Source organism: Pseudomonas sp. Bc-h (assembly GCF_002080045.1).
Lineage (GTDB): Bacteria > Pseudomonadota > Gammaproteobacteria > Pseudomonadales > Pseudomonadaceae > Aquipseudomonas.
Window position 1 is genome coordinate 75,599 of sequence record NZ_MUIN01000007.1, and the last position, 20,450, is coordinate 96,048.

At 60.8% G+C, this 20,450-nt stretch carries 19 protein-coding genes; 9 read left to right on the plus strand and 10 right to left on the minus strand.

Going from position 1 to position 20,450, the window contains the following annotated elements:
• The first annotated feature begins 104 nt into the window (after nucleotides 1-104).
• The 4 genes from BWR59_RS13260 (at nucleotide 105) to pabB (ending at nucleotide 4,662) form a co-directional block, all read left to right on the plus strand.
• Nucleotides 105-653, plus strand: a complete 549-nt coding sequence (locus tag BWR59_RS13260) for an ATP-dependent zinc protease (protein WP_081566096.1) — start codon at nucleotides 105-107, stop codon at nucleotides 651-653.
• A 4-nt stretch (nucleotides 654-657) separates the two neighbouring features.
• Complete coding sequence (locus tag BWR59_RS13265) at nucleotides 658-2,208, plus strand: inactive transglutaminase family protein (RefSeq protein ID WP_081566097.1); 1,551 nt, start codon at nucleotides 658-660, stop codon at nucleotides 2,206-2,208.
• Nucleotides 2,208-3,176, plus strand: a complete 969-nt coding sequence (locus BWR59_RS13270; protein WP_168184487.1) for an alpha-L-glutamate ligase-like protein — start codon at nucleotides 2,208-2,210, stop codon at nucleotides 3,174-3,176. Before BWR59_RS13265 ends, BWR59_RS13270 begins: the two co-directional genes overlap by 1 nt.
• 112 nt (nucleotides 3,177-3,288) lie before the next feature.
• Complete coding sequence (gene pabB, locus BWR59_RS13275) at nucleotides 3,289-4,662, plus strand: aminodeoxychorismate synthase component I (RefSeq protein ID WP_081566099.1); 1,374 nt, start codon at nucleotides 3,289-3,291, stop codon at nucleotides 4,660-4,662.
• 141 nt (nucleotides 4,663-4,803) lie between these two features.
• Here pabB and thrH read toward each other — a convergent pair whose 3' ends face one another.
• Entirely contained in the window at nucleotides 4,804-5,421 is a 618-nt protein-coding gene (gene thrH, locus BWR59_RS13280) for a bifunctional phosphoserine phosphatase/homoserine phosphotransferase ThrH (protein ID WP_081566100.1), read from the minus strand.
• Nucleotides 5,422-5,587: 166 nt separating this feature from the next.
• Between thrH and BWR59_RS13285 the strand changes: the two genes are divergently transcribed.
• On the plus strand, nucleotides 5,588-6,322 hold the full coding sequence (locus BWR59_RS13285) for a phosphoadenylyl-sulfate reductase (RefSeq protein ID WP_081566101.1): 735 nt from the start codon (nucleotides 5,588-5,590) through the stop codon (nucleotides 6,320-6,322).
• 309 nt (nucleotides 6,323-6,631) lie between these two features.
• Here the strand turns inward: BWR59_RS13285 and cysB are convergent, their stop codons facing one another.
• The 5 genes from cysB to BWR59_RS13310 form a co-directional block, all read right to left on the minus strand.
• Complete coding sequence (gene cysB, locus BWR59_RS13290; RefSeq protein WP_081566102.1) at nucleotides 6,632-7,606, minus strand: HTH-type transcriptional regulator CysB; 975 nt, start codon at nucleotides 7,604-7,606, stop codon at nucleotides 6,632-6,634.
• Nucleotides 7,607-7,759: 153 nt separating this feature from the next.
• Nucleotides 7,760-8,254 carry a universal stress protein gene (locus tag BWR59_RS13295; RefSeq protein WP_081566103.1) on the minus strand — a complete coding sequence of 165 codons (495 nt, stop codon included), beginning with the start codon at nucleotides 8,252-8,254 and terminating at the stop codon, nucleotides 7,760-7,762.
• 96 nt (nucleotides 8,255-8,350) lie between these two features.
• A complete protein-coding gene (locus BWR59_RS13300; RefSeq protein ID WP_081566448.1) occupies nucleotides 8,351-9,253 on the minus strand; it encodes a 5'-nucleotidase in 903 nt (300 codons plus the stop codon).
• A 59-nt stretch (nucleotides 9,254-9,312) separates the two neighbouring features.
• On the minus strand, nucleotides 9,313-10,269 hold the full coding sequence (locus BWR59_RS13305; RefSeq protein WP_081566104.1) for a putative 2-dehydropantoate 2-reductase: 957 nt from the start codon (nucleotides 10,267-10,269) through the stop codon (nucleotides 9,313-9,315).
• An 11-nt stretch (nucleotides 10,270-10,280) separates the two neighbouring features.
• Nucleotides 10,281-10,616, minus strand: a complete 336-nt coding sequence (locus tag BWR59_RS13310; protein WP_081566105.1) for a thioredoxin family protein — start codon at nucleotides 10,614-10,616, stop codon at nucleotides 10,281-10,283.
• Between the two features lie 256 nt (nucleotides 10,617-10,872).
• On the opposite strand from BWR59_RS13310, the gene BWR59_RS13315 reads away from it, so the two are divergent.
• Nucleotides 10,873-11,949, plus strand: a complete 1,077-nt coding sequence (locus BWR59_RS13315) for a 3-deoxy-7-phosphoheptulonate synthase (RefSeq protein WP_081566106.1) — start codon at nucleotides 10,873-10,875, stop codon at nucleotides 11,947-11,949.
• Nucleotides 11,950-12,035: 86 nt separating this feature from the next.
• Here BWR59_RS13315 and BWR59_RS13320 read toward each other — a convergent pair whose 3' ends face one another.
• Entirely contained in the window at nucleotides 12,036-12,317 is a 282-nt protein-coding gene (locus tag BWR59_RS13320; protein WP_081566107.1) for a GNAT family N-acetyltransferase, read from the minus strand.
• A 703-nt stretch (nucleotides 12,318-13,020) separates the two neighbouring features.
• Here BWR59_RS13320 and oprI point away from each other — a divergent pair.
• Nucleotides 13,021-13,272 carry an outer membrane lipoprotei OprI gene (gene oprI / locus BWR59_RS13325; RefSeq protein ID WP_003199355.1) on the plus strand — a complete coding sequence of 84 codons (252 nt, stop codon included), beginning with the start codon at nucleotides 13,021-13,023 and terminating at the stop codon, nucleotides 13,270-13,272.
• A 168-nt stretch (nucleotides 13,273-13,440) separates the two neighbouring features.
• Here oprI and BWR59_RS13330 read toward each other — a convergent pair whose 3' ends face one another.
• The 3 genes from BWR59_RS13330 to BWR59_RS13345 all read right to left on the minus strand — a co-directional run bounded on the left by BWR59_RS13330 (nucleotide 13,441) and on the right by BWR59_RS13345 (nucleotide 17,199).
• Nucleotides 13,441-14,409, minus strand: a complete 969-nt coding sequence (locus BWR59_RS13330) for a L,D-transpeptidase family protein (RefSeq protein WP_081566108.1) — start codon at nucleotides 14,407-14,409, stop codon at nucleotides 13,441-13,443.
• An 84-nt stretch (nucleotides 14,410-14,493) separates the two neighbouring features.
• The gene (locus BWR59_RS13335; protein ID WP_081566109.1) at nucleotides 14,494-14,790 is read right to left on the minus strand and encodes a hypothetical protein; all 297 of its coding nucleotides are present in this window, start codon (nucleotides 14,788-14,790) and stop codon (nucleotides 14,494-14,496) included.
• Nucleotides 14,791-16,593: 1,803 nt separating this feature from the next.
• Nucleotides 16,594-17,199, minus strand: a complete 606-nt coding sequence (locus tag BWR59_RS13345) for an arylesterase (RefSeq protein ID WP_081566111.1) — start codon at nucleotides 17,197-17,199, stop codon at nucleotides 16,594-16,596.
• Nucleotides 17,200-17,209: 10 nt separating this feature from the next.
• On the opposite strand from BWR59_RS13345, the gene BWR59_RS13350 reads away from it, so the two are divergent.
• Complete coding sequence (locus BWR59_RS13350; RefSeq protein ID WP_081566112.1) at nucleotides 17,210-17,893, plus strand: ABC transporter ATP-binding protein; 684 nt, start codon at nucleotides 17,210-17,212, stop codon at nucleotides 17,891-17,893.
• Nucleotides 17,893-20,403, plus strand: a complete 2,511-nt coding sequence (locus BWR59_RS13355; RefSeq protein ID WP_081566113.1) for an ABC transporter permease — start codon at nucleotides 17,893-17,895, stop codon at nucleotides 20,401-20,403. Before BWR59_RS13350 ends, BWR59_RS13355 begins: the two co-directional genes overlap by 1 nt.
• Nucleotides 20,404-20,450: the final 47 nt, after the last annotated feature.

A 20,450-nucleotide genomic window follows, 5' to 3' on the forward strand; every position in this document is an offset into this window, starting at 1 on the left:
TGCCGCCCGCATTTGCCTGCTGCGGCAGGCGACCCGCAACGTCCAAGCTGGCCGTGGCGCAAGCCAATCCTTACCCTTGTGTTCCCTTCACCGCGCCAGGACCTATGAGCCGCCATCCTCTACTCTTCCTTTTGAGCCTGTACCTGCCCGGCCTGCTGTTCAGTCATGCCTGCGCGGCTGCCAGCAAGACCGTTTATGGCCTGAACGAATATGCGGATCTGGCGGGGATCGACCTGCAGGTCGCGGCCAAGCTGGACACCGGCGCCAAGACCGCCTCCCTCAGCGCACGTGACATCAAGCGCTTCAAGCGCGATGGCGAGTCCTGGGTACGCTTTTATCTGGCAATCGATAACGCCCACGAACACCCTATCGAGCGGCCGCTTGCGCGGGTCAGCAAGATCAAGCGCCGGGCCGGCGATGTCGATCCGGATGACGAAAAGAAGTACACCTCGCGCCCGGTGATCAGCCTCGATGTGTGCATGGGCCACACTTCGCGAACCATAGAAGTGAACTTGACCGACCGAAGTGCATTCCAATACCCGCTTTTGATTGGCTCCGAAGCCCTGAAACACTTCGACGCGCTGGTCGACCCAAGCCTTAAATATGCTGCGGGCAAGCCTGCCTGCATCACTGATGCCCAAACCGCAGAGTAACTACATGCGCTCTCTTACCCTCCATCTGAAAATCCTGATCACAGCCCTGGTGGCACTGGGGATCGCGATCACGGCCTATCAGATATTGGTGCTCGGCATCCCGGTGACCGAAGACGAAACCGACGACCTGTGGAACATCGACGCCAAGGTCGAGTTCGTCGCCAACCCGAAAGATTCGGTCAAGGTGCAGATGTATGTACCGCCACTCTCCCGCGACTACATCAGCCTCAATGAAAGCTTCATCTCCAACAATTACGGCGTGAACGTCAACCGCGCCGACGGCAACCGCAAGGTCACCTGGTCAGCCCGTCGCGCCAACGGCAACCAGACCCTGTATTACCGCCTGGTATTGACCAAGCGCTACAGCGCCGAAAAGGCCAAGGTCAAAGGCCCGATCTTCCGCGACAGTATCGCCGTCGAGGGGCCGGAAAAAATCGCCGCCGACGCCCTCCTCGCCCCCATTCGCCAACACTCGGCCGATGTCGAAACCTTCGTCAGCGAAGCCATCAAACGTGTCAACAATCTGAGCGACGACAACGTCAAGCTGCTGCTGGCCGGTGACACCTCGGTTCAGAACAAGGCACGCATCACCGAAACCCTGCTGTCCATCGCTCACGTTCCGGTAGAGAAAGTCCACACCATTCGCCTGGTCGCCGACCAACCGCAAACGCCCGAATTGTGGCTGCGCAGCTTCAATGGCAAGGACTGGCTGTACTTCAACCCGGAAAGCGGCGAGGCCGGGCTGCCACAGGATCGCCTGTTGTGGTGGATCGGCGACGACAATCTGATCACGGTCGAGGGCGGCAAGAAGGCTGCGGTCAGTTTCACCCTCAACAACAGCGAAATGAACGCCATCCGCCTGGCCAAGCTGACCGACGAAAGCACTGACGCCGACTTCCTCGAATATTCGCTGTACGGCCTGCCGCTGCAAACCCAGCAGACATTCATGATCATGGTGATGATCCCGATCGGCGTGCTGGTGATCCTGATCCTGCGCAACCTGATCGGCCTGCAGACCCTGGGCACCTTCACCCCGGTGCTGATTGCCCTGGCGTTCCGCGAGACCCAGCTCGGGTTCGGCATCGTCCTGTTCACCATCATCACCGCGCTGGGGCTTTCGCTGCGCTCCTACCTCGAGCACCTGAAACTGCAGATGCTGCCGCGCCTGTCGGTGGTGCTGACGTTCGTGGTGGTGCTGATCGCTGCCATCAGCCTGTTCAGTCACAAGCTCGGCCTGGAGCGCGGGCTGTCGGTGGCGCTGTTCCCGATGGTAATCCTGACCATGACCATCGAACGCCTGTCGATCACCTGGGAAGAACGCGGCGCCAGCCATGCAATGAAAGTGGCCGTCGGCACGCTGTTCGCAGCGTCCCTGGCCCACATCATCATGAGCGTGCCGGAGTTCATCTACTTCGTCTTCACCTTCCCGGCTATCCTGCTGATTCTGGTGGGCTTCATGCTGGCCATGGGTCGCTATCGTGGCTACCGCCTGACCGAACTCATCCGCTTCAAGGCCTTCCTCAAGCAAGACGCCGAACGGGAAAACGTCAAATGATCGGCTGGTGGAAAACCTGGAAGGCCCTGGAGGCCAAAGGGATCATGGGCATCAACCGGCGTAACGCCGATTACGTGCTCAAGTACAACAAGCGCAGCCTCTATCCCATCGTCGATGATAAGATCATCACCAAGGAACGGGCTATCGCCGCCGGCATTCACGTGCCGGAAATGTACGGGGTCATTTCCACCGAGAAGGAGATCGAAAAGCTCGACGAGATCATCGGCGGGCGCAGCGATTTCGTGATCAAACCGGCGCAGGGCGCGGGTGGCGACGGCATTCTGGTGATCGCCGACCGCTTCGAAGAGCGTTTTCGCACCGTGTCCGGGCGCATCATCAGCCATGACGAGATCGAGCATCAGATCTCCAGCATTCTTACCGGGCTGTACTCACTGGGCGGTCATCGCGACCGTGCATTGATCGAATACCGGGTCACCCCGGACCAGATCTTCAAGAGCATCAGTTACGAAGGCGTCCCGGACATTCGCGTGATCGTGCTGATGGGCTACCCGGTGATGGCCATGTTGCGCCTGCCCACCCGACAGTCCGGTGGCAAGGCCAACCTTCACCAGGGCGCCATCGGTGTCGGCGTCGACCTTGCCACTGGCCTGACGCTGCGCGGCACCTGGCTGAACAACATCATCAGCAAGCACCCTGACACCACCAATGCCGTGGACGGCGTGCAGCTCCCCAACTGGGACGGCTTCATGCGCTTGGCGGCCGAGTGCTATGAACTGTGCGGACTGGGCTACATCGGCGTGGACATGGTGCTGGATCAGGATCGCGGCCCGTTGATCCTGGAACTCAACGCCCGACCCGGCCTGAATATCCAGATTGCCAACGACTGCGGCCTGACTCATCGCACCCTCGCGGTGGAGCAGCGCCTGGAACAACTGGCGGCCGAAGGCAGCCACGACAGCCCGGAACAAAGGGTCAGGTTCGTTCAGGAGTTATTCGGGCACGTCTGATGCCCCGCGCACAAAATGGGCCATTGCGGTGCTGACTTCCTACATCCCTCTAGGACTTAACCTACCGGAAGACTACAATCGCCCTCCGCGCGCCCTGACTGATTTACCTCGAATGCCAATCTGTTTCGTACACCCGATCGCCTACCACATTGATCCGACCGGCTACTTCTCGATCATTCGCCACGCACCGGGGGCCGTGTTGCTGGACAGCGGCCGGCCGGATGCCGATCGGGGCCGCTTCGACATTTTCAGCGCGTGGCCGCTGGAAACTCTGGCACCTGCCACAGACGAAAGCGGCGCGGCGTTTCTTCAGCGCTTGCGCGCCAGTGTCGCCCGCCTGGGTGAGGCTGATTTGCCGGAAAGCAGCCCGCTGCCGTTTGCCGGTGGCTTGATCGGCTACCTCGCCTATGACTTCGGCCGTCTGCTGGAGCCTTTGCCCACGCAAGCCGTCGACGATCTGCACCTGCCGTCTGCCGGGCTTGGGCTGTACGCCTGGGCACTGATCAGCGATCACCAACTGCGCACCAGCCAGTTGGTGTTCCATCCGCACCTGGCTGACGACGAGCGCCAACGCCTGATCGATCTGTTCGGGCACCCGCTGATTTCCAAAGATACAGCGTCGGAGCATGCAGCTTCGCCGGATGCGACGTTCAGCCTGACCGCACCCTTCAAGACTGACATCAGCGCCAATCAGTACCGCGACGCCATCGAGCGCATTCATGGGTATATCGAGGCCGGTGACTGCTATCAGGTGAACTTCGCCCAGCGTTTTCGGGCAAGTTACAGCGGTGATCCCTGGGTCGCCTATCAGGCTCTGCGGGAGGCATGCCCGACGCCCTTTTCCGGCTATCTGAGCCTTCCCGAGGGCGATGCGGTGCTGAGCCTTTCGCCGGAGCGCTTCGTCAAGGTCAGCCAGCGCCAGGTCGAGACCCGCCCTATCAAAGGCACGCGACCTCGTGGCCAGAATCCAGCGGACGATGCGGCCTACGCCGAAGAATTACTGGCCAGCGAGAAAGACCGCGCGGAAAACCTGATGATCGTCGACCTGCTGCGCAACGATCTGGGTCGCACCTGCCGCATTGGCTCGGTGAAAGTGCCGGAGCTGTTCAGCCTGGAAAGCTACCCGAATGTGCACCATCTGGTCAGCGTCGTGACGGGCGAACTGGCGGACGGCAAAGATGCGCTGGACCTGATCGGCGGCAGCTTTCCCGGAGGCTCCATCACCGGGGCGCCGAAAATCCGCTCGATGCAGATCATCGACGAGCTGGAGCCCAGCCGTCGGGCCCTGTATTGCGGTTCGCTGATGTATCTGGACGTGCGTGGCGAGATGGACAGCTCCATCGCTATCCGCAGCCTGTTGGCAAAGGACGGGCAGATCGCCTGCTGGGGCGGCGGCGGCATCGTTGCCGATTCACAGTGGGAATCGGAATACCAGGAAACCTTTACCAAGGTCCGGGTGTTGATGCAGACGCTGGAAGGGTTGTGAACACTGGACGCGTGGGAAGGAGCTGGCTCGCGAATGCGTCAAGTCAGACGCTGCAGTATTGACCGATAGTCCGCATTCTCGAGCAAGCTCTCTCCCAGGATAAACAGGCACGGCCCCAACACGCCGCCGAGCCTCGAAACCTTACAGACTCAATTCCCGATTCGAGGCCTTGATGAATTCGCGCTTCAGGTCCTCGAAGGTGTGCACCGCCGGGAACTGCGGAAACTCGCGAATCACGTTATCCGGCGCATGGAACAGAATCCCGGCATCGGCCTCACCCAGCATGGTGGTGTCGTTGTACGAGTCGCCAGCTGCAATTACCCGGTAGTACAAGCTCTTGAACGCCAGCACGGACTGGCGCTTTGGGTCTTTCTGGCGCAGTTGATAACTGCTGACCCGACCTGTTTCGTCCGTCACCAGGCGATGGCACAGCAGCGTCGGGAAGCCCAATTGACGCATCAGTGGCTGGGAGAACTCGTAGAAGGTGTCGGAGAGAATCACCACCTGAAAACGCTCGCGCAGCCAGTTCACGAACTCCACCGCTCCGTCCAGCGGCTCGAGGGTACCGATCACTTCCTGAATGTCCGACAGCTTCAACCCATGCTCGTCGAGAATGCGCAGCCGCTGCTTCATGAGCACGTCGTAATCGGGAACATCGCGGGTGGTGGCGCGCAACGATTCGATGCCGGTTTTTTCGGCGAACGCGATCCAGATCTCCGGGACCAGCACACCTTCCAGGTCAAGACAGGCAATTTCCACAGCTCACTCCTTGTGTATTTCGGTCGGACGACCGTTGCAAGGCAGCACTCTAACCACCCGGCACAGAGCCATGCAAACGCAGGTTTCAGGCAAATCGATGAAGGTTTTTGTTACCATCTGCGCCATTACGAGCGCCAAAGCGCCAATCTGACCAGGAAGCCGCCTGATGAGCCATCCCTTCGACGTCGCCGAGATCGCCGCGACCTACGCCAACAAGTCCGCCCAGGACATCCTTAAATTCGCGTTTCAGCATTTCGGTGATGAGCTGTGGATTTCCTTCAGCGGCGCTGAAGACGTGGTGCTGGTGGACATGGCATGGAAGATCAACAAGAACGTCAAGGTGTTCAGCCTCGACACCGGCCGCCTGCACCCGGAGACCTACCGCTTCATCGATCAGGTCCGCGAGCAGTACAAGATCGCCATCGATATCGTGTCCCCTGACCGCGAAAAGCTCGAACCCTTCGTCAAGGAAAAGGGTCTGTTCAGCTTCTACAAGGACGGCCATGGCGAATGCTGCGGCGTGCGCAAGATCGAACCGCTGCGCCGCAAGCTGACCGACGTCAAGGCCTGGGCCACCGGCCAGCGCCGCGACCAGAGCCCGAGCACCCGCAACAGCGTTGCCGTGGTCGAGATCGACAGCGCGTTCTCGACACCCGAGCGCACCCTGTACAAGTTCAACCCCTTGGCGCAGATGAGCAGTGCGGACGTGTGGAATTACATCCGCATGCTGGAGCTGCCGTACAACAGCCTGCACGAACGCGGTTTCATCAGCATCGGCTGCGAGCCTTGCACACGCCCTGTCTTGCCGAATCAGCACGAGCGGGAAGGCCGTTGGTGGTGGGAAGAAGCGACGCAGAAAGAATGCGGCCTGCATTCGGGGAATTTGATCGGGAAAGCCTGATGCCCTTTACTCTGTAGCAGTCCGGCCGGGCGGCGTTCCGTTTGCCGGCGGTGGCGCCCTTCAAATCGCTACCGACGCGCCGGGGCCCCCCGCCACCTGCGCCCGGCCTGCACCTAAGTGGCGATTTGTGTCGTCCGAACTGTCGCCCATGAAGATCAAGATCCCAAGCGAACGCAGACCTGCAATCCTGACGCTATCTCTGTGGGAGACGCCGGAGCTGTGCGACGGCGTCTCCCAGAGGGTTGGTGCTCAACTTTAAATCCGGTACGCCGCAAATCTGTAGCCGCCCGGCGGGACGGCTACAGCGTATCAATGCTCCGGCAGGACCACCCCTTCAAAGAGTTCTTCCAGTTCCTGCTTGTTATGGCACTGGATCGCCTTGGCCATGACATCGCGGGTCAGGTGTGGGGCGAATTTCTCGATGAAATCGCACATGAAACCGCGCAGGAATGTGCCGCGACGGAAGCCGATCTTGGTGATACTGGCTTCGAACAGCTCGCTCGCGTCCAGCACCACCAGGTCGCTGTCCAGCTTCGGATCGACCGCCATCTTGGCGACGATGCCCACCCCCAGCCCCAACCTCACATAAGTCTTGATGACGTCGGCGTCGGCTGCGGTGAACACCACTTTGGGGGTCAGGCCGCGATGGCTGAAGGCTTCGTCCAGCTTCGAGCGCCCGGTGAAACCGAAGACGTAGGTCACGATCGGGTATTCGGCGAGGATTTCCAGGGTCAGCTTCGGCAGCTTGGTCAGCGGATGGCCCTGAGGCACCACCACGCAGCGGTTCCAGGTGTAGCACGGCATCATCACCAGATCGCCGAACAACTCCAGCGCCTCGGTAGCAATGGCGAAATCGACGGTGCCGTCGGCGGCCATCTCAGCGATCTGCATGGGCGACCCCTGGTGCATGTGCAGCGCTACATCCGGGTATTGCTTGATGAAGTTGCTGATGACGGGCGGCAATGCATAGCGCGCCTGGGTATGCGTGGTGGCTATCGACAGGGTGCCTTTCTTCTCGTTGGAGAACTCCTGCGCGATCTGCTTGATGCTCTCGACCTTACGCAGGATTTCTCCTGCCGTGGTAATGATCCGCTCCCCCGCCGGCGTCACCCGTGTCAGGTGCTTGCCGCTACGCGCAAAAACCTCGACGCCCAACTCGTCTTCCAGCAACCGGATCTGCTTGCTGATACCCGGTTGAGAGGTATACAGGCTCTGCGCCGTCGCTGAAACGTTGAGGTCGTGGTGCGCCACTTCCCAGATGTAGCGCAATTGTTGAAGCTTCATATGTATCCCTCAAAGCCGGAAGACGCCACGGGCATCAGCGACGGTATATAACTGGACTAATGGTCAGGAAGGCAAAGATAGAACTTTTTATCACTTTTAAACGGTAATGGCACGCTGCTTTTTTTTGCGCGCTCGACGTTTCCCCCTTCGCACTCAGGCCCCAGTGCGGTTCTGCAGCATCGGTACCATGTACACCGGCACTTCGGAAAGCTGCAGAACCCGCGCCGCCGTGCGACCGATCAGCGTGTCCCCCTGCGCGCTATGGCTGTGGCTGCCGACCACCAGCAGATCGACTTCAAGCCTCTGCGCCTGTTCCAGTATCACGTTGGACGGGTCCCCCTGGACCACGCGCACGCTGCGAATCAATTCAAGGTCTTGATTGTCCTCACCCAGCTCTTCACGGAAGCTGTCGAGCACCCGCTGCTCGATCCCCTCGATCACAATGTTGACACCTTCGCTGTGCAATTCCCTGAGCACATCCTCGGCCAGATAGCTCTGCAGCAGGGACTCGGCGAACCTTCCCATGGGCTCGACAACGTGGATCACGTGAAGCTCGGCATTGAAAGTCCTGGCCAGGGCCAGTGCATGCTGCAGGACATAAGGCGCATAAAGACCGAGGTCCGTGGCATACAGCATCGAGCGAATCATGTGACCTCCAGGCAGCCGTAACAGGCACAGACACCACTGAGCGTAGCAGCGCGCGGACGAGTCGGCCGGTTTGATACACCTTTCAGGTCTAAAGGTTCACTGTTTTAGCTCGTTGCTGATGCCATGGGGCACGTGGCCAGTCGCCACGACTTCGCGCGCCTTCTCGCAGTGGCCCGGCTGGTCGTCGAAAAAGACATCGGCGGCGAACGCCTCCAGAAACGCGGATTTCTCCAGTCCACCGAGAAACAGCGACTCATCCAGACGGATATCCCATTCACGCAATGTACGGATCACCCGCTCGTGCGCCGGGGCCGAACGCGCGGTGACCAGTGCGGTACGGATTGGGCAGGACTCTTCAGGAAACTCGCGCTGCAACAGATTCAACGCCGCCAGAAACGGCTTGAAGGGGCCGCCAGGCAGCGGCTGACGTGCAGCTTCCCGCTCGCTGGCCTGGAAGGCTTCCAGCCCCCCGGACTGATAGACCCGCTCGGACTCGTCGGAAAACAGCACCGCATCGCCGTCGAACGCGATGCGCAACTCGGCACTGGCGGCACGCCGGGCGCCGCCCGACAGAATCGTCGCCGCTGCAAAACCGGCATCCAGCGCGCTGCGCACGTCCTCGGCGTGGGTCGAGAGAAACAGATGACTGCCAAACGCAGCAAGATAAGGAAACGGACTACGCCCGCCAACGAATGCAGCGCGAGAAATGTCCAGACCGTAATGCTGAATCGAGTTGAACACCCGCAGGCCGGTATCGGCGCTGTTGCGGGACACCAGAATCACCTCGACCCGCGACTGGCTCAGACTGGCATTGAGGCTCAGCAGCTTTTCCACCAACAGAAAAGCGTCGCCAGGCTCCAGCACTTCGTCTTCATGGTCGATCTGATATTGCCGGTAGGCGGCGACGCCGTCAGCCATGTAGATAGCGTGACTTTCACGCAGGTCGAACAGCGCTCGCGACGAAATCGCCAGCACCAGCTTGCCGCCCGCGGCTTTCATGGTCAGATCATTGGCCATCGGTTATTTCCCCCAGAACCATCAGAATCGCATCAGTGCGCTCAACGATTCCCGCGATCGATAAACGCCAGCGCATGATAAAGCGCCCGTATCTTCGGCATGTCGCAACCCGCCGCCAACGCCGCAGCGAGTGGCTTGGCGTAGATGGCCTCCAGCTCTAGCGGGCGCTTTTCGCTGAAGTCATGGTGCATGCTCGGGCGATAGTCCGGCATGTGGCCGGTGACCTTGAACAACTGCTCGGCATAACCATCTGGCAATACATGGCCACAGGCCTGGGCGCCTTGCACCACTTCGGCCATAAGCCCCTGAATCAACTCGCGGCTGTTCGGGTCAGCCATCAACGGCGTGGTGCTGGCATTCAGCAGTACCGACAGGCCGTTGTACGGCACATTCCACACCAGCTTTTGCCAGCGGGCCTTGTCCAGATTGTCCATGGCCACCGATTCGATACCCGCTGCATGGAACAGCGCAGCGCCCTCTTCAACGATCGCAAGGCTCGCAGCAGCGTCAGCGGCCGGGCCGCTGTGGTAGCCGATATTGACTGCGCCGAACGCTTGATGGGCGATCTGCCCTGGCCCGGTGCGATGAACGCAGATGAAGCACAGGCCACCCAGCAGATGCAGCGAGTCAGGCAGCAACGCGCGAAGCTCATCCTCGACGGCCAGACCGTTCTGCAGCATCAATACTTTGGCATTGGGCGCCGCGGCCTGAATGATCGCCGGAGCAACACCGTTATTGCCGGTGGTCTTGGCCCCGACCAATACCCAGTCACAGGCCGGCATATCCGCCGCCGAGGAATACGCCTGAACGTTATCCAGGGTCAGAACGCCGTGTACTTGACTGTCCAGCCGCAGGCCGTTTTGCGACACCGCGCTGAACTCGCTGCGCAGCAGAAAGTGCACGTCATAGCCGGCCCGCGCCAGCATCAGGCCGTAAAAGCCGCCGATGGCGCCGGTGCCGATAATGCCGATGCGCGGCTTCTTGATCGTTTCGCTCATGTTTCCCCCGTTCAAGGCAGCTCGTCAGGCGCGCGACTGAGCGCCTGATCGAGTCCGGTAATAATGGCTTCGGCTGACAACTTGCTGCGCAGCGCGCCGTAGAACTCGCCATCGCGCACGATGAACAACGATGGCAAGTGAAAAACCCCGTAGCGCTGCACAGCGCCGCCGCTTTCCTCGGCGTCGATCCAGCACAGTCTGTCGAGCGGCAGCGATAGCTCGGGCAAATGGTGCCGCGCCCAACGGCAACTGGAACAGCCCACGCTGGTGAATATAAGCAGCGACACGCCCGGCAGCGCGAGCAGTTGCTGATCGACGTCAAAATCCGTCAGTTGCAGTTGATCCACGTCGATCTCCCCAAGGTCTGCCGTACACTATATCCGGACACACGCGCCGGTTTGCAATCTTCGGGGCCGTCGATGCGAGTGCCTGATGACAAATAGTCCCGGGAAACCCGCCCCGGCTGGACGAAAGCGGCGTTTGCCCATTGTCGAAGTACGGCCTAACGCGTTAAGGTTCGGCTCCCCCGTTGCGCTCAATAATGCTCGGCTCCGCCGCACGGGGACGTTGGCGGCCAGCATCCGTGACCTGATGAGTAACACGATGGCTGATTTACCGATTGACGACCTCAACGTTGCCTCCAACGAGACACTGATCACTCCGGATCAGCTCAAGCGCGAAATCCCCCTCACCGCAGCCGCCCAGGCCACCGTGAGCAAGGGCCGCGAAGTTATCCGCAACATTCTCGATGGCAAGGACCACCGCCTGTTCATCGTGATCGGGCCGTGCTCGATCCACGACATCAAGGCCGCTCACGAATACGCCGAACGCCTCAAGGCCCTGGCCGCCGAGGTGTCCGATACCCTGTATCTGGTCATGCGCGTCTATTTCGAAAAGCCGCGCACCACCGTGGGCTGGAAAGGCCTGATCAACGACCCGTACCTGGACGACTCCTTCAAGATTCAGGACGGCCTGCACATCGGTCGTCAGCTGTTGCTGGATCTGGCAGAAAAAGGCCTGCCGACCGCGACCGAAGCGCTGGACCCGATCTCTCCGCAGTATCTGCAGGACCTGATCAGTTGGTCGGCCATCGGCGCGCGCACCACCGAATCCCAGACTCACCGCGAAATGGCCTCGGGTCTGTCCTCGGCAGTCGGTTTCAAAAACGGCACCGACGGCGGCCTGACCGTTGCCATCAACGCCCTGCAATCGGTTTCCAGCCCGCACCGTTTCCTGGGCATCAACCAGGAAGGTGGCGTGTCGATCGTCACCACCAAGGGCAATGCCTACGGTCACGTGGTCTTGCGTGGCGGCAACGGCAAGCCGAACTACGACTCGGTCAGCGTTGCGCTGTGCGAACAGGCGCTGAACAAGGCCAAGATCAAGCCGAATATCATGGTCGACTGCAGCCACGCCAACTCCAACAAGGACCCTGCGCTACAGCCACTGGTCATGGAAAACGTCGCCAACCAGATCCTGGAAGGCAACGAATCGATCATCGGCTTGATGGTGGAAAGCCACCTGAACTGGGGCTGTCAGGCGATTCCGAAGGACCTCGCGGACCTGCAATACGGCGTATCGATCACCGACGCCTGCATCGACTGGGAGAGCACCGAAAAAACCTTGCGCGGCATGCATGCCAAGCTCAAGGACGTGCTGCCCAAGCGTAACCGCGGCTGATCCGAAGCCCGGAAACGACAACGCCGAGCAACTGCTCGGCGTTTTTCATTGCGGCGGACCGCTTTACCAACTGTAGACCCTGGTCATCAGATCTTGGCGGCCTGACGCTGATTGCGTTCCATGTAACGTTCTACATACGAGCACGACGGAATCACGGTGTAACCCCTGCTCTCGGCAAAATCGAGTGCCTCTTCAGTCAGGGCTGCGGCTATGCCTCGACCCCGCAGAGCATTGGGAACGAACGTACGATAGATATCCAGGGTCTGCTTCCCCAGATCCATATACGTCAGATAGGCACGATGACCGTCGATGTTGATCTCGAACTGGTGACCGGTCTCGTCATGGTGGATAGACAACGCCTCGCTCATCACTACTCCTCGCGGGTCTTGGAATTTGACCCCTACCTTACCGATGTTTTTCCGGCGAAGGAACCTCTACAGGCAGATGAACACAACTGCGGGCCGTGCGCCTCTGACGCCACGCCAGCAATACTGCCTTCTACGCCACCCCGTGCCTGATTTGGACACCGAGAAGAGCCAGGCTGTTCTCTGACAAATGAGCACCTGCAAATAGTAGGCGCCATTATCGAATCTGCTCAAGTGAATCAACAGGAAAATGCGCTGCCGCACATCTGACCGGTATGAACCGTTGAACCTGTCATCGCCGACGAATGTCCATTGAGACGTGGATTGTTCGGCAAAGTCACTTTAAGCACCGCTAAACAAGCATCTTCGCCGATCTTCGTCTATACAAAAAAGGCTGTAACGCGGTTCAACGTAACCTGGACAAGGGTCGCAAGCGTTTCGACCGATCCTCTGGAGTTTCTCCGGAGTCTGTCGGTCGGACCGTCCGCCCATGCCTCACTGACAGACGTATTCGTCTGACAGCGCTAGGTTTTTTCCAGATAAAAAGCGTGAGGAATTGCACGGAACACTTTCAAAGCAAAGAATTTTATGCGGTTCTTGCGCTTAGTCCGTTTACTTACTACAAACAATGGGTAGTATGTACGCCGGTCATTTTCTCATTTTCGAGAGATGACTAATTTGATAGAAGTCCTTTAAGGGGAACACGATGAACAACGTTCTGAAATTCTCTGCTCTGGCCCTGGCCGCAGTTCTGGCTACCGGTTGCAGCAGCGCCTCCAAAGAAACCGAAGCTCGTCTGACTGCAACTGAAGACGCAGCCGCTCGTTCGCAAGCTCGTGCTGATGAAGCCTATCGCAAGGCTGATGAAGCTCTGGCTGCTGCTCAGAAAGCTCAACAGACTGCTGACGAAGCCAACGAGCGCGCTCTGCGCATGTTGGACAAGGCAAGCCGCAAGTAATAATCCCTCGGGATTATTGATAAGCCGATCCGGTTTCGGATCGGCTTTTTTGTTGCCTGTCGTCCTTCTCTGAACATCTGTTCGCGAAGGATTTTCAAGGCAATAAAAAACCCGTTCACCCTGCCCTGTTTCCAGAGCCAGGTGAACGGGTATCAGCGTCAGGTCAGCTTACTGCAGCGTGACCGGCGCGCTGTTCTCTACCGGTGCGGCAACGCCAGGCACCGCGATCTCGACCGGCATGCCGTCTTCGGCAGCGACCACGTCACGCACTTCATCCCAGTTGATCCGCAGGCTGTTGGCCAGGTCTTCACGCTTGAGCAGCGCGTTGATAACGGCGGTGTGCTTGTCGACCACCGAGGGATTGCCGCTCTCGTCCAGAGGGGTATGCGCTTCAAGGTACACCTTGCCGCCACTGACGCCGAACTTGTAGGGCTCATTCATGATGCGCACGGTAGTGCCCACCGGCACCATGTCGGCCATTTCAAGCACGTTGTTGTTGTACATGCGGAAGCAGCCGTGGCTGGTGCGCATGCCGATGCCGAACTTCTTGTTCGAACCGTGGATCAGGTAGCCCGGCAATCCCAGACCGAACTTGAACGGCCCCAGCGGGTTGTCGGGACCGGCCGGCACCACGTTGGGCAGGATATCGCCATCGGCGGCGTGCTCGGCCTTGACCGAGGCAGGCGGGGTCCAGGTCGGATTCGGGGTCTTGGCGGTCACCTTGGTGGTGGAAACCGGAGAGCCCCAACCTTCGCGGCCGATACCCAGCGGGAAGGTGTAGACCACGTTCTTGCCCTTCGGGTAGTAGTACAGACGGTACTCGGCGAGGTTGATGACGATACCTTCACGCGGGCCCGGCGGCAGGATGAAGCGGGTCGGCAGAATGACCTGGGTACCGGCGCCCGGCAGCCAGGCGTCGACGCCGGGGTTGGCGGCGATCATTTCCAGATAACCCAGATCGTATTGGGTGCCCAGGTCGGCAAAGGTGTCTTCGTACTTGGCGGTGACGGTCTGCACCGAGCCGATGATGTCCTCGCCTGGCGGCGGCAACGGGAACTCCAGGGCGGAGACAGGGCCGGCCGCACACAGTGCAGCTAGCGACAGACAGCGGGCGAAAGCTGGAATGCGCGACAACATCCGGGGAATCCTTGGGTAAACGGGAGGCTTGAATAGGCGCGATTGTACACGCACGCAAGGGGCTTCGGGAGTAGGCGCGACGGCTTACTCGCCGGTGTCGAGTTCCGGCCAGATGGGGTTCCAGCCCCGACGTTGCGCATCGATGATTGCGCGGCACAGGGGGCAGAGGCGTTCGTCCTGGTAAATGGCCTGTTCGACGTTGGACCAGCGCGGTTGCGCAGGCAGAAGGCTCCCGCACAGGGTGCGGTCAGCGGAACCGGCCAGTTCCAGTTGCCGGGCGGCCAGGTGCACACGAACTTCCTGGCACGCGAACAGGTCGAGCTGCTCATCGGGCTCGATCAGTTGATAGGCAAAAAGGGACCAGGCAGGACGGCGCGGCATGGGGGGCTCCAGAGCGGGGGCGCCACATTAGCCGAAAGCCCCGGTCCGGAAAAGAGCTGGAGGCCTTTTAATTTGGGCCTCTATCGGGGTGATGAGTCCTCAGCACGGATTCGGTAGTGGCACTGATTGGGCTCCGGCTTCACGCCAGAGCCCAATCAGCCGCGCCGCGATTACGTGGAGTATCCAGATTTCCAGCTGTACACGGAACCCTGTGGGAACTGCTGGAGCTGTGCGACAGCCCGGGCCGCGATCGGACGAAGCGGTATTTCAGTAAATAACGTCCTGGCTGACCCACCGCCTCGTCCGAATCGCGGCCCGTACCGTCGTGGCCTCCGGCGTCTCCCACAGGTACTGCGTCAGGATTGAAGATCTGCGTAAGCGTTGGCTTTTGATCTTGCTTCTAAGCGCGCGACTGCGCGACAGTCCAGACGACACAAATCGCGACTTGGGTGCAGGCTGAACGCAGGCGTCGCGCAGTGGGCCGAGCGGCATGGATGCCGCGAAAGCGCCGCAATGACATGGATGTCCGTTCGGCGCGGGCCCACGGAGCGTCGCCGGAGTGAAGGAACCCGACGAAGTCGGGCCCAACCAGGAGCCAGGACACTTGGTTACTTGGTGTCTTTTCAAGTAACTCGCCAAAGGCGAAACAGATCTGGCGTTAGCCAGAGCCCTATCAGCCGCGCCGCGATTACGTGGAGTATCCAGATTTCCAGCTGTACACGGAACCCTGTGGGACCTGCTGGAGCTGTGCGACAGCCCGGGCCGCGATCGGACGAAGCGGTATTTCAGTAAATAACGTCCTGGCTGACCCACCGCCTCGTCCGAATCGCGACCCGTACCGTCGTGGCCTCCGGCGTCTCCCACAGGTACTGCGTCAGGATTGAAGATCTGCGTAAGCGTTGGCTTTTGATCTTGCTTCTAAGCGCGCGACAGCGACAGTCCAGACGACACAAATCGCGACTTGGGTGCAGGCTGAACGCAGGCGTCGCGCAGTGGGCCGAGCGGCATGGATGCCGCGAAAGCGCCGCAAGGACATGGATGTCCGTTCGGCGCGGGCCCACGGAGCGTCGCCGGAGTGAGGGTACGGCGACGAAGGAGCCGCCAAACCAGGAGCCAGGACACTTGGTTACTTGGTGTCTTTTCAAGTAACTCGCCGAAGGCGAAACAGGTCTGGCGTTAGCCAGAGCCCTATCAGCCGCGCCGCTATTACGTGGTGTATCCAGATTTCCAGCTGTACACGGAACCCTGTGGGAACTGCTGGAGCTGTGCGACAGCCCGGGCCGCGCTCGGACGATTGGGGTAGGTCAGCGACTCACTGCAACTGACCCACCGCCTCGCTGCCGTCGTGGCCTCCGGCGTCTCCCACAGGAAATGCGTCAAGACAGACAGCTGTGTTCGCTGTTGATCTTGATCTTGCTTCTATGTGCGCGTCAGTTCAGCCACAAATCGCGACTTGGGTGCAGGCTGAACGCAGGCGTCGCGCAGTGGGCCGAGCGGCATGGATGCCGCGAGAGCCGCCCCCCGCCATGGATGGCGGATGGCGGCGGGCCCACGGAGCGTCGCCGGAGTGAGGGTACGGCGACGAAGGAGCCGCCAAACCAGGAGCCAGGACCCTTGGTTACTTGGTGTCCTTTCAAGTAACTCGCCGGAGGCGAAACAGGTCTGGCGTTAGCCAGAACAAATCCGCGCGACCCCGAATAATGGATTTCGCACATCCTCGGGGGCCAACTATCCAACCTCCAACCATCCAACCATCCAACCATCCAACCATCCAACCACCAACCCACCAAACCCAAGCCAGCCTCAAAGCAAAGGCTTCAACTCCGGCCACACATTCTCCAGCAACCGCCCTTGAGCATTGGCCGCCGGATGCAAACCATCCGCCTGGGTAAACTCAGGCACCCCGCCCACCCCCTCCAGCATGAACGGGACCAGCGCCACCTTCTTCTCGGTCGCCAGATTGCTGTAGACCTCCTTGAACGCCTGCGTATAACGCGCCCCATAGTTCGGCGGAATCTGCATCCCCAGCAACAACACCTTGGCCCCCGCAGCACGAGAAGTGTCGATCATCGACGCAAGATTTTGTTGCAATTGCGCCGGAGGCTGCCCTCGCAGACCATCGTTGCCGCCCAGCTCGAGAATCACCAGATCCGGCTTATGCTCTGCAAGCAGCGCCGGCAGCCGCGCCTGGCCCCCGGCGCTGGTATCGCCGCTGACCGACGCATTCACCACTTTATCCTTGAATCCCTGCTGCGCCAGACGCTGCTCCAGCAAAGACACCCAGCCCAGACGGGTATCCAGGCCGAAAGCCGCGCTGATACTATCGCCAACGATCAACACCGTGCCTGCCATGGCTCCTTGAGACAACAGCAGCAAACCCAGGCCAGCACTTAAAAACCACGCACGCATCGGATTCTCCATGAGCGAAAGTATTCTCAGTGCGCAGAACCTCAGCAAAGTGGTACCAAGCACCGAAGGTGACTTGACCATCCTGCACGAACTCTCCCTGGAACTAAACAAGGGCGACACTCTGGCCATCGTCGGCGCCTCGGGTTCTGGCAAGTCGACCCTCCTCGGCCTGCTCGCTGGCCTGGATTTGCCCAGCGCAGGCGCCGTCACGTTGTCGGGGCGCAACCTCAGTGAACTCGATGAAGACCAGCGCGCCAGGGTTCGCGCCGAACACGTAGGCTTCGTGTTTCAGTCGTTCCAGCTGCTCGACAGCCTCAATGCCCTTGAAAACGTCATGCTGCCGATGGAGCTGGAAGGCCGCCAGGACGCCCGGGAGCAGGCGCGGCATCTGCTGGAGCGTGTCGGACTGGGCCAACGCTTGACCCACACGCCACGTCAGTTGTCCGGGGGTGAGCAGCAACGCGTGGCCATCGCACGGGCCTTCGCCGCCGATCCTGATGTGCTGTTTGCCGACGAACCCACCGGCAACCTCGACAGCCACACCGGCGAGCGCATCAGCGACCTGTTGTTCGAACTGAACCAGGAACGCAATACCACGCTGGTGCTGGTCACCCACGACGAACGCCTGGCCCATCGCTGCCGGCGCCTGATCCGTCTTGAAGGTGGCCGTCTGGTCACCCCTATGGAGCCTTGATGGCACGTCTGCCGTTTGCCCGTCTGCTCAGCCTCGCCGCCCGCCAGTTGATGCGCGATGCCCGCGCCGGCGAGCTGCGGGTGCTGTTTTTCGCCTTGGTGGTCGCCGTCGCCGCGAGCACCGCCATCGGCTATTTCGGCTCGCGGCTGAACAGCGCGATGTTGCTGCGCGCCACCGAGTTTCTCGGCGCCGACCTGATTCTCAGCGGATCGACGCCAGCCAAACCCGAGCAGATCGAAGCGGGCACGGCACTCAAGCTCGACCACTCGCAGATCGTGATCTTTTCCAGCGTGGTCGCCACCGACAACGGCATTCAGCTCGCCAGCGTGAAAGCGGTGGATGCGGCCTATCCGCTGCGTGGCGAACTGAAAAGCGCCGATGCGCCCTACCAGCCCGAAGTCACTGGAGGCGAGCCACAACCCGGTGAGGCCTGGGCCGAAGCGCGAGTGTTGGTGTCCCTGAACCTCAAAGTCGGCGACAGCATCGACGTCGGTTCCACCACCCTGAAACTCACCCGCGTCCTGACCTACGAGCCCGACCGCGCAGGCAACTTCTACAGCCTGACACCGCGGGTGTTGATCAACATGGCTGACCTTGAGGCCACCAAGGTGGTGCAGCCAGGCAGCCGTGTCAGTTTCCGCGATCTGTGGCGCGGGACGCCGCAGCAACTGGCGGACTATCGCAAGGCCATCGAACCGGACCTGGCAGCGAATCAGAAGATCGACGACGCCCGCGACGGCAATCAGCAGATTGGCGGCGCGCTGGGCAAGGCCGAGCGTTACCTGAACATGGCCAGTCTTGTCGCGGTGCTGCTGGCAGGTGTGGCGGTCGCGCTGTCAGCGGCGCGTTTCGCTGTGCGACGTTTCGATGCCAGCGCGTTGCTGCGCTGCCTGGGCCTGTCACGCAACGAAGCGCTGGTGTTATTCAGTCTGCAACTGGCCATGCTCGGCATTGCAGCCAGCGTCACCGGCGCCCTGCTTGGCTGGTTCGCTCAACTGGGCCTGTTTTGTCTGCTGGAAAATCTGCTCCCGGCCGCTGTGCCGCCGGGTGGCTGGCTGCCTGCGCTGGCGGGCATCGGTACCGGTCTGGTCGCACTGGCAGGCTTCGCCTTGCCGCCACTGGCAGCGCTGGGGCGCGTTCCGCCTCTGCGCGTATTGCGCCGCGACATGCTGCCGATCCCCGCCAGCTCCTGGCTGGTGTATGGCGCGGCGCTGCTGGCGCTGGGCCTGATCATGTGGCGTCTGAGTCTGGATCTGATCCTGACCTTCGCCCTGCTCGGCGGCGGCCTGGTCGCGGCGGTCGTGTTGGGCGGCCTATTACTGCTGGCGCTGCAAAGCCTGCGGCGGCTGCTGGCCGGTGCATCGCTGCCTTGGCGTCTGGGCCTGGGCCAGTTGTTGCGCCATCCGATGGCCGCCGCCGGGCAATCCCTGGCGTTCGGGCTGATCCTGTTGTCCATGGGGCTGATCGCGCTGCTGCGCGGCGAATTGCTCGACACCTGGCAAAACCAGCTGCCCAAAGACGCGCCCAACTATTTCGCGCTGAACATTCTGCCTGCCGAACGGGACAACTTTGCCGAGCGCATCAGCCGTTTGTCCACTCACAGCGCGCCGTTGTACCCGATGATTCCGGGACGCCTGATGAGCATCAACGGCGAGCCGGTGAGCAAGTTCGTGACCAAGGATTCACGCGGTGAAAACGCCACTCAACGCGACCTCAACCTGACCTGGGCGGCCAATCTGCCGGAAGGCAACAGCATCACCGAAGGTCGGTGGTGGAACAACGAACAGGCCCCGACCGAAGGCACACCGGGCGTTTCGGTCGAGACCAAACTGGCAAAGAGCCTGAACATGAAGCTGGGCGACACCCTGAGTTTCGTGATCGGCGGCACCACCCACGAGGTCAAGGTCACTAGCCTGCGCGACATCAACTGGGACACCTTCCAGCCCAACTTTTTCATGATCTTCCAGCCCGGCACGCTCAAGGATGTGCCGACCACCTACCTGACCAGTTTCTACCTGGCGCCGGGCAACGATCAGCAGATCGTCGAGCTGTCACGAGCCTTCCCTGCCGTGACCATCCTCCAGGTCGAGGCGCTGCTGGAACAACTGCGCAGCATCCTCGATCAGGTCACCCTGGCCGTGCAGTACGTGCTGCTGTTCGTGCTCGCGGCGGGGCTGGCGGTGCTGTTCTCCGGCCTGCAGGCGACGCTGGATGAACGCATTCGTCAGGGTGCGCTGCTCAGGGCACTGGGGGCCAATCGCGCGCTGCTGATCAAGGCCCGACGCATCGAGTTCGGCCTGCTGGGCGCGGTCAGCGGCGTGCTGGCGGCGCTGGGCTGCGAACTGGTGAGCTTCGTGCTGTACCGCTACGCCTTCAACCTGGAATGGCAGCCCCATGCCTGGTTGTTGGTACTGCCGCTGATCGGCGCTGTGCTGGTGGGTGGCGCGGGTGTATTCGGCACACGCCGGGCGCTCAACGCCAGCCCGCTGACAGTGCTGCGCGAAGGCTGACACTCAAGGGTTGACCGGGAAGATGCCGACAGCAAAGATGTCGGCAT

Bases quoted from the DNA above. Each gene is read 5' to 3' on its own strand.
- BWR59_RS13300 (WP_081566448.1), bottom strand. From the start codon at position 9,253: ATGAAAGCCGCGGGCGGCAAGCTGGTGCTGGCGATTTCGTCGCGAGCG.
- BWR59_RS13260 (WP_081566096.1), top strand. From the start codon at position 105: ATGAGCCGCCATCCTCTACTCTTCCTTTTGAGCCTGTACCTGCCCGGC.
- BWR59_RS13265 (WP_081566097.1), top strand. From the start codon at position 658: ATGCGCTCTCTTACCCTCCATCTGAAAATCCTGATCACAGCCCTGGTG.
- pabB (WP_081566099.1), top strand. From the start codon at position 3,289: ATGCCAATCTGTTTCGTACACCCGATCGCCTACCACATTGATCCGACC.
- BWR59_RS13335 (WP_081566109.1), bottom strand. From the start codon at position 14,790: ATGCCGCGCCGTCCTGCCTGGTCCCTTTTTGCCTATCAACTGATCGAG.
- BWR59_RS13295 (WP_081566103.1), bottom strand. From the start codon at position 8,254: ATGATTCGCTCGATGCTGTATGCCACGGACCTCGGTCTTTATGCGCCT.
- BWR59_RS13315 (WP_081566106.1), top strand. From the start codon at position 10,873: ATGGCTGATTTACCGATTGACGACCTCAACGTTGCCTCCAACGAGACA.
- BWR59_RS13350 (WP_081566112.1), top strand. From the start codon at position 17,210: ATGAGCGAAAGTATTCTCAGTGCGCAGAACCTCAGCAAAGTGGTACCA.
- BWR59_RS13285 (WP_081566101.1), top strand. From the start codon at position 5,588: ATGAGCCATCCCTTCGACGTCGCCGAGATCGCCGCGACCTACGCCAAC.
- BWR59_RS13320 (WP_081566107.1), bottom strand. From the start codon at position 12,317: ATGAGCGAGGCGTTGTCTATCCACCATGACGAGACCGGTCACCAGTTC.
- BWR59_RS13305 (WP_081566104.1), bottom strand. From the start codon at position 10,269: ATGAGCGAAACGATCAAGAAGCCGCGCATCGGCATTATCGGCACCGGC.
- BWR59_RS13345 (WP_081566111.1), bottom strand. From the start codon at position 17,199: ATGCGTGCGTGGTTTTTAAGTGCTGGCCTGGGTTTGCTGCTGTTGTCT.
- BWR59_RS13355 (WP_081566113.1), top strand. From the start codon at position 17,893: ATGGCACGTCTGCCGTTTGCCCGTCTGCTCAGCCTCGCCGCCCGCCAG.
- cysB (WP_081566102.1), bottom strand. From the start codon at position 7,606: ATGAAGCTTCAACAATTGCGCTACATCTGGGAAGTGGCGCACCACGAC.
- BWR59_RS13330 (WP_081566108.1), bottom strand. From the start codon at position 14,409: ATGTTGTCGCGCATTCCAGCTTTCGCCCGCTGTCTGTCGCTAGCTGCA.
- oprI (WP_003199355.1), top strand. From the start codon at position 13,021: ATGAACAACGTTCTGAAATTCTCTGCTCTGGCCCTGGCCGCAGTTCTG.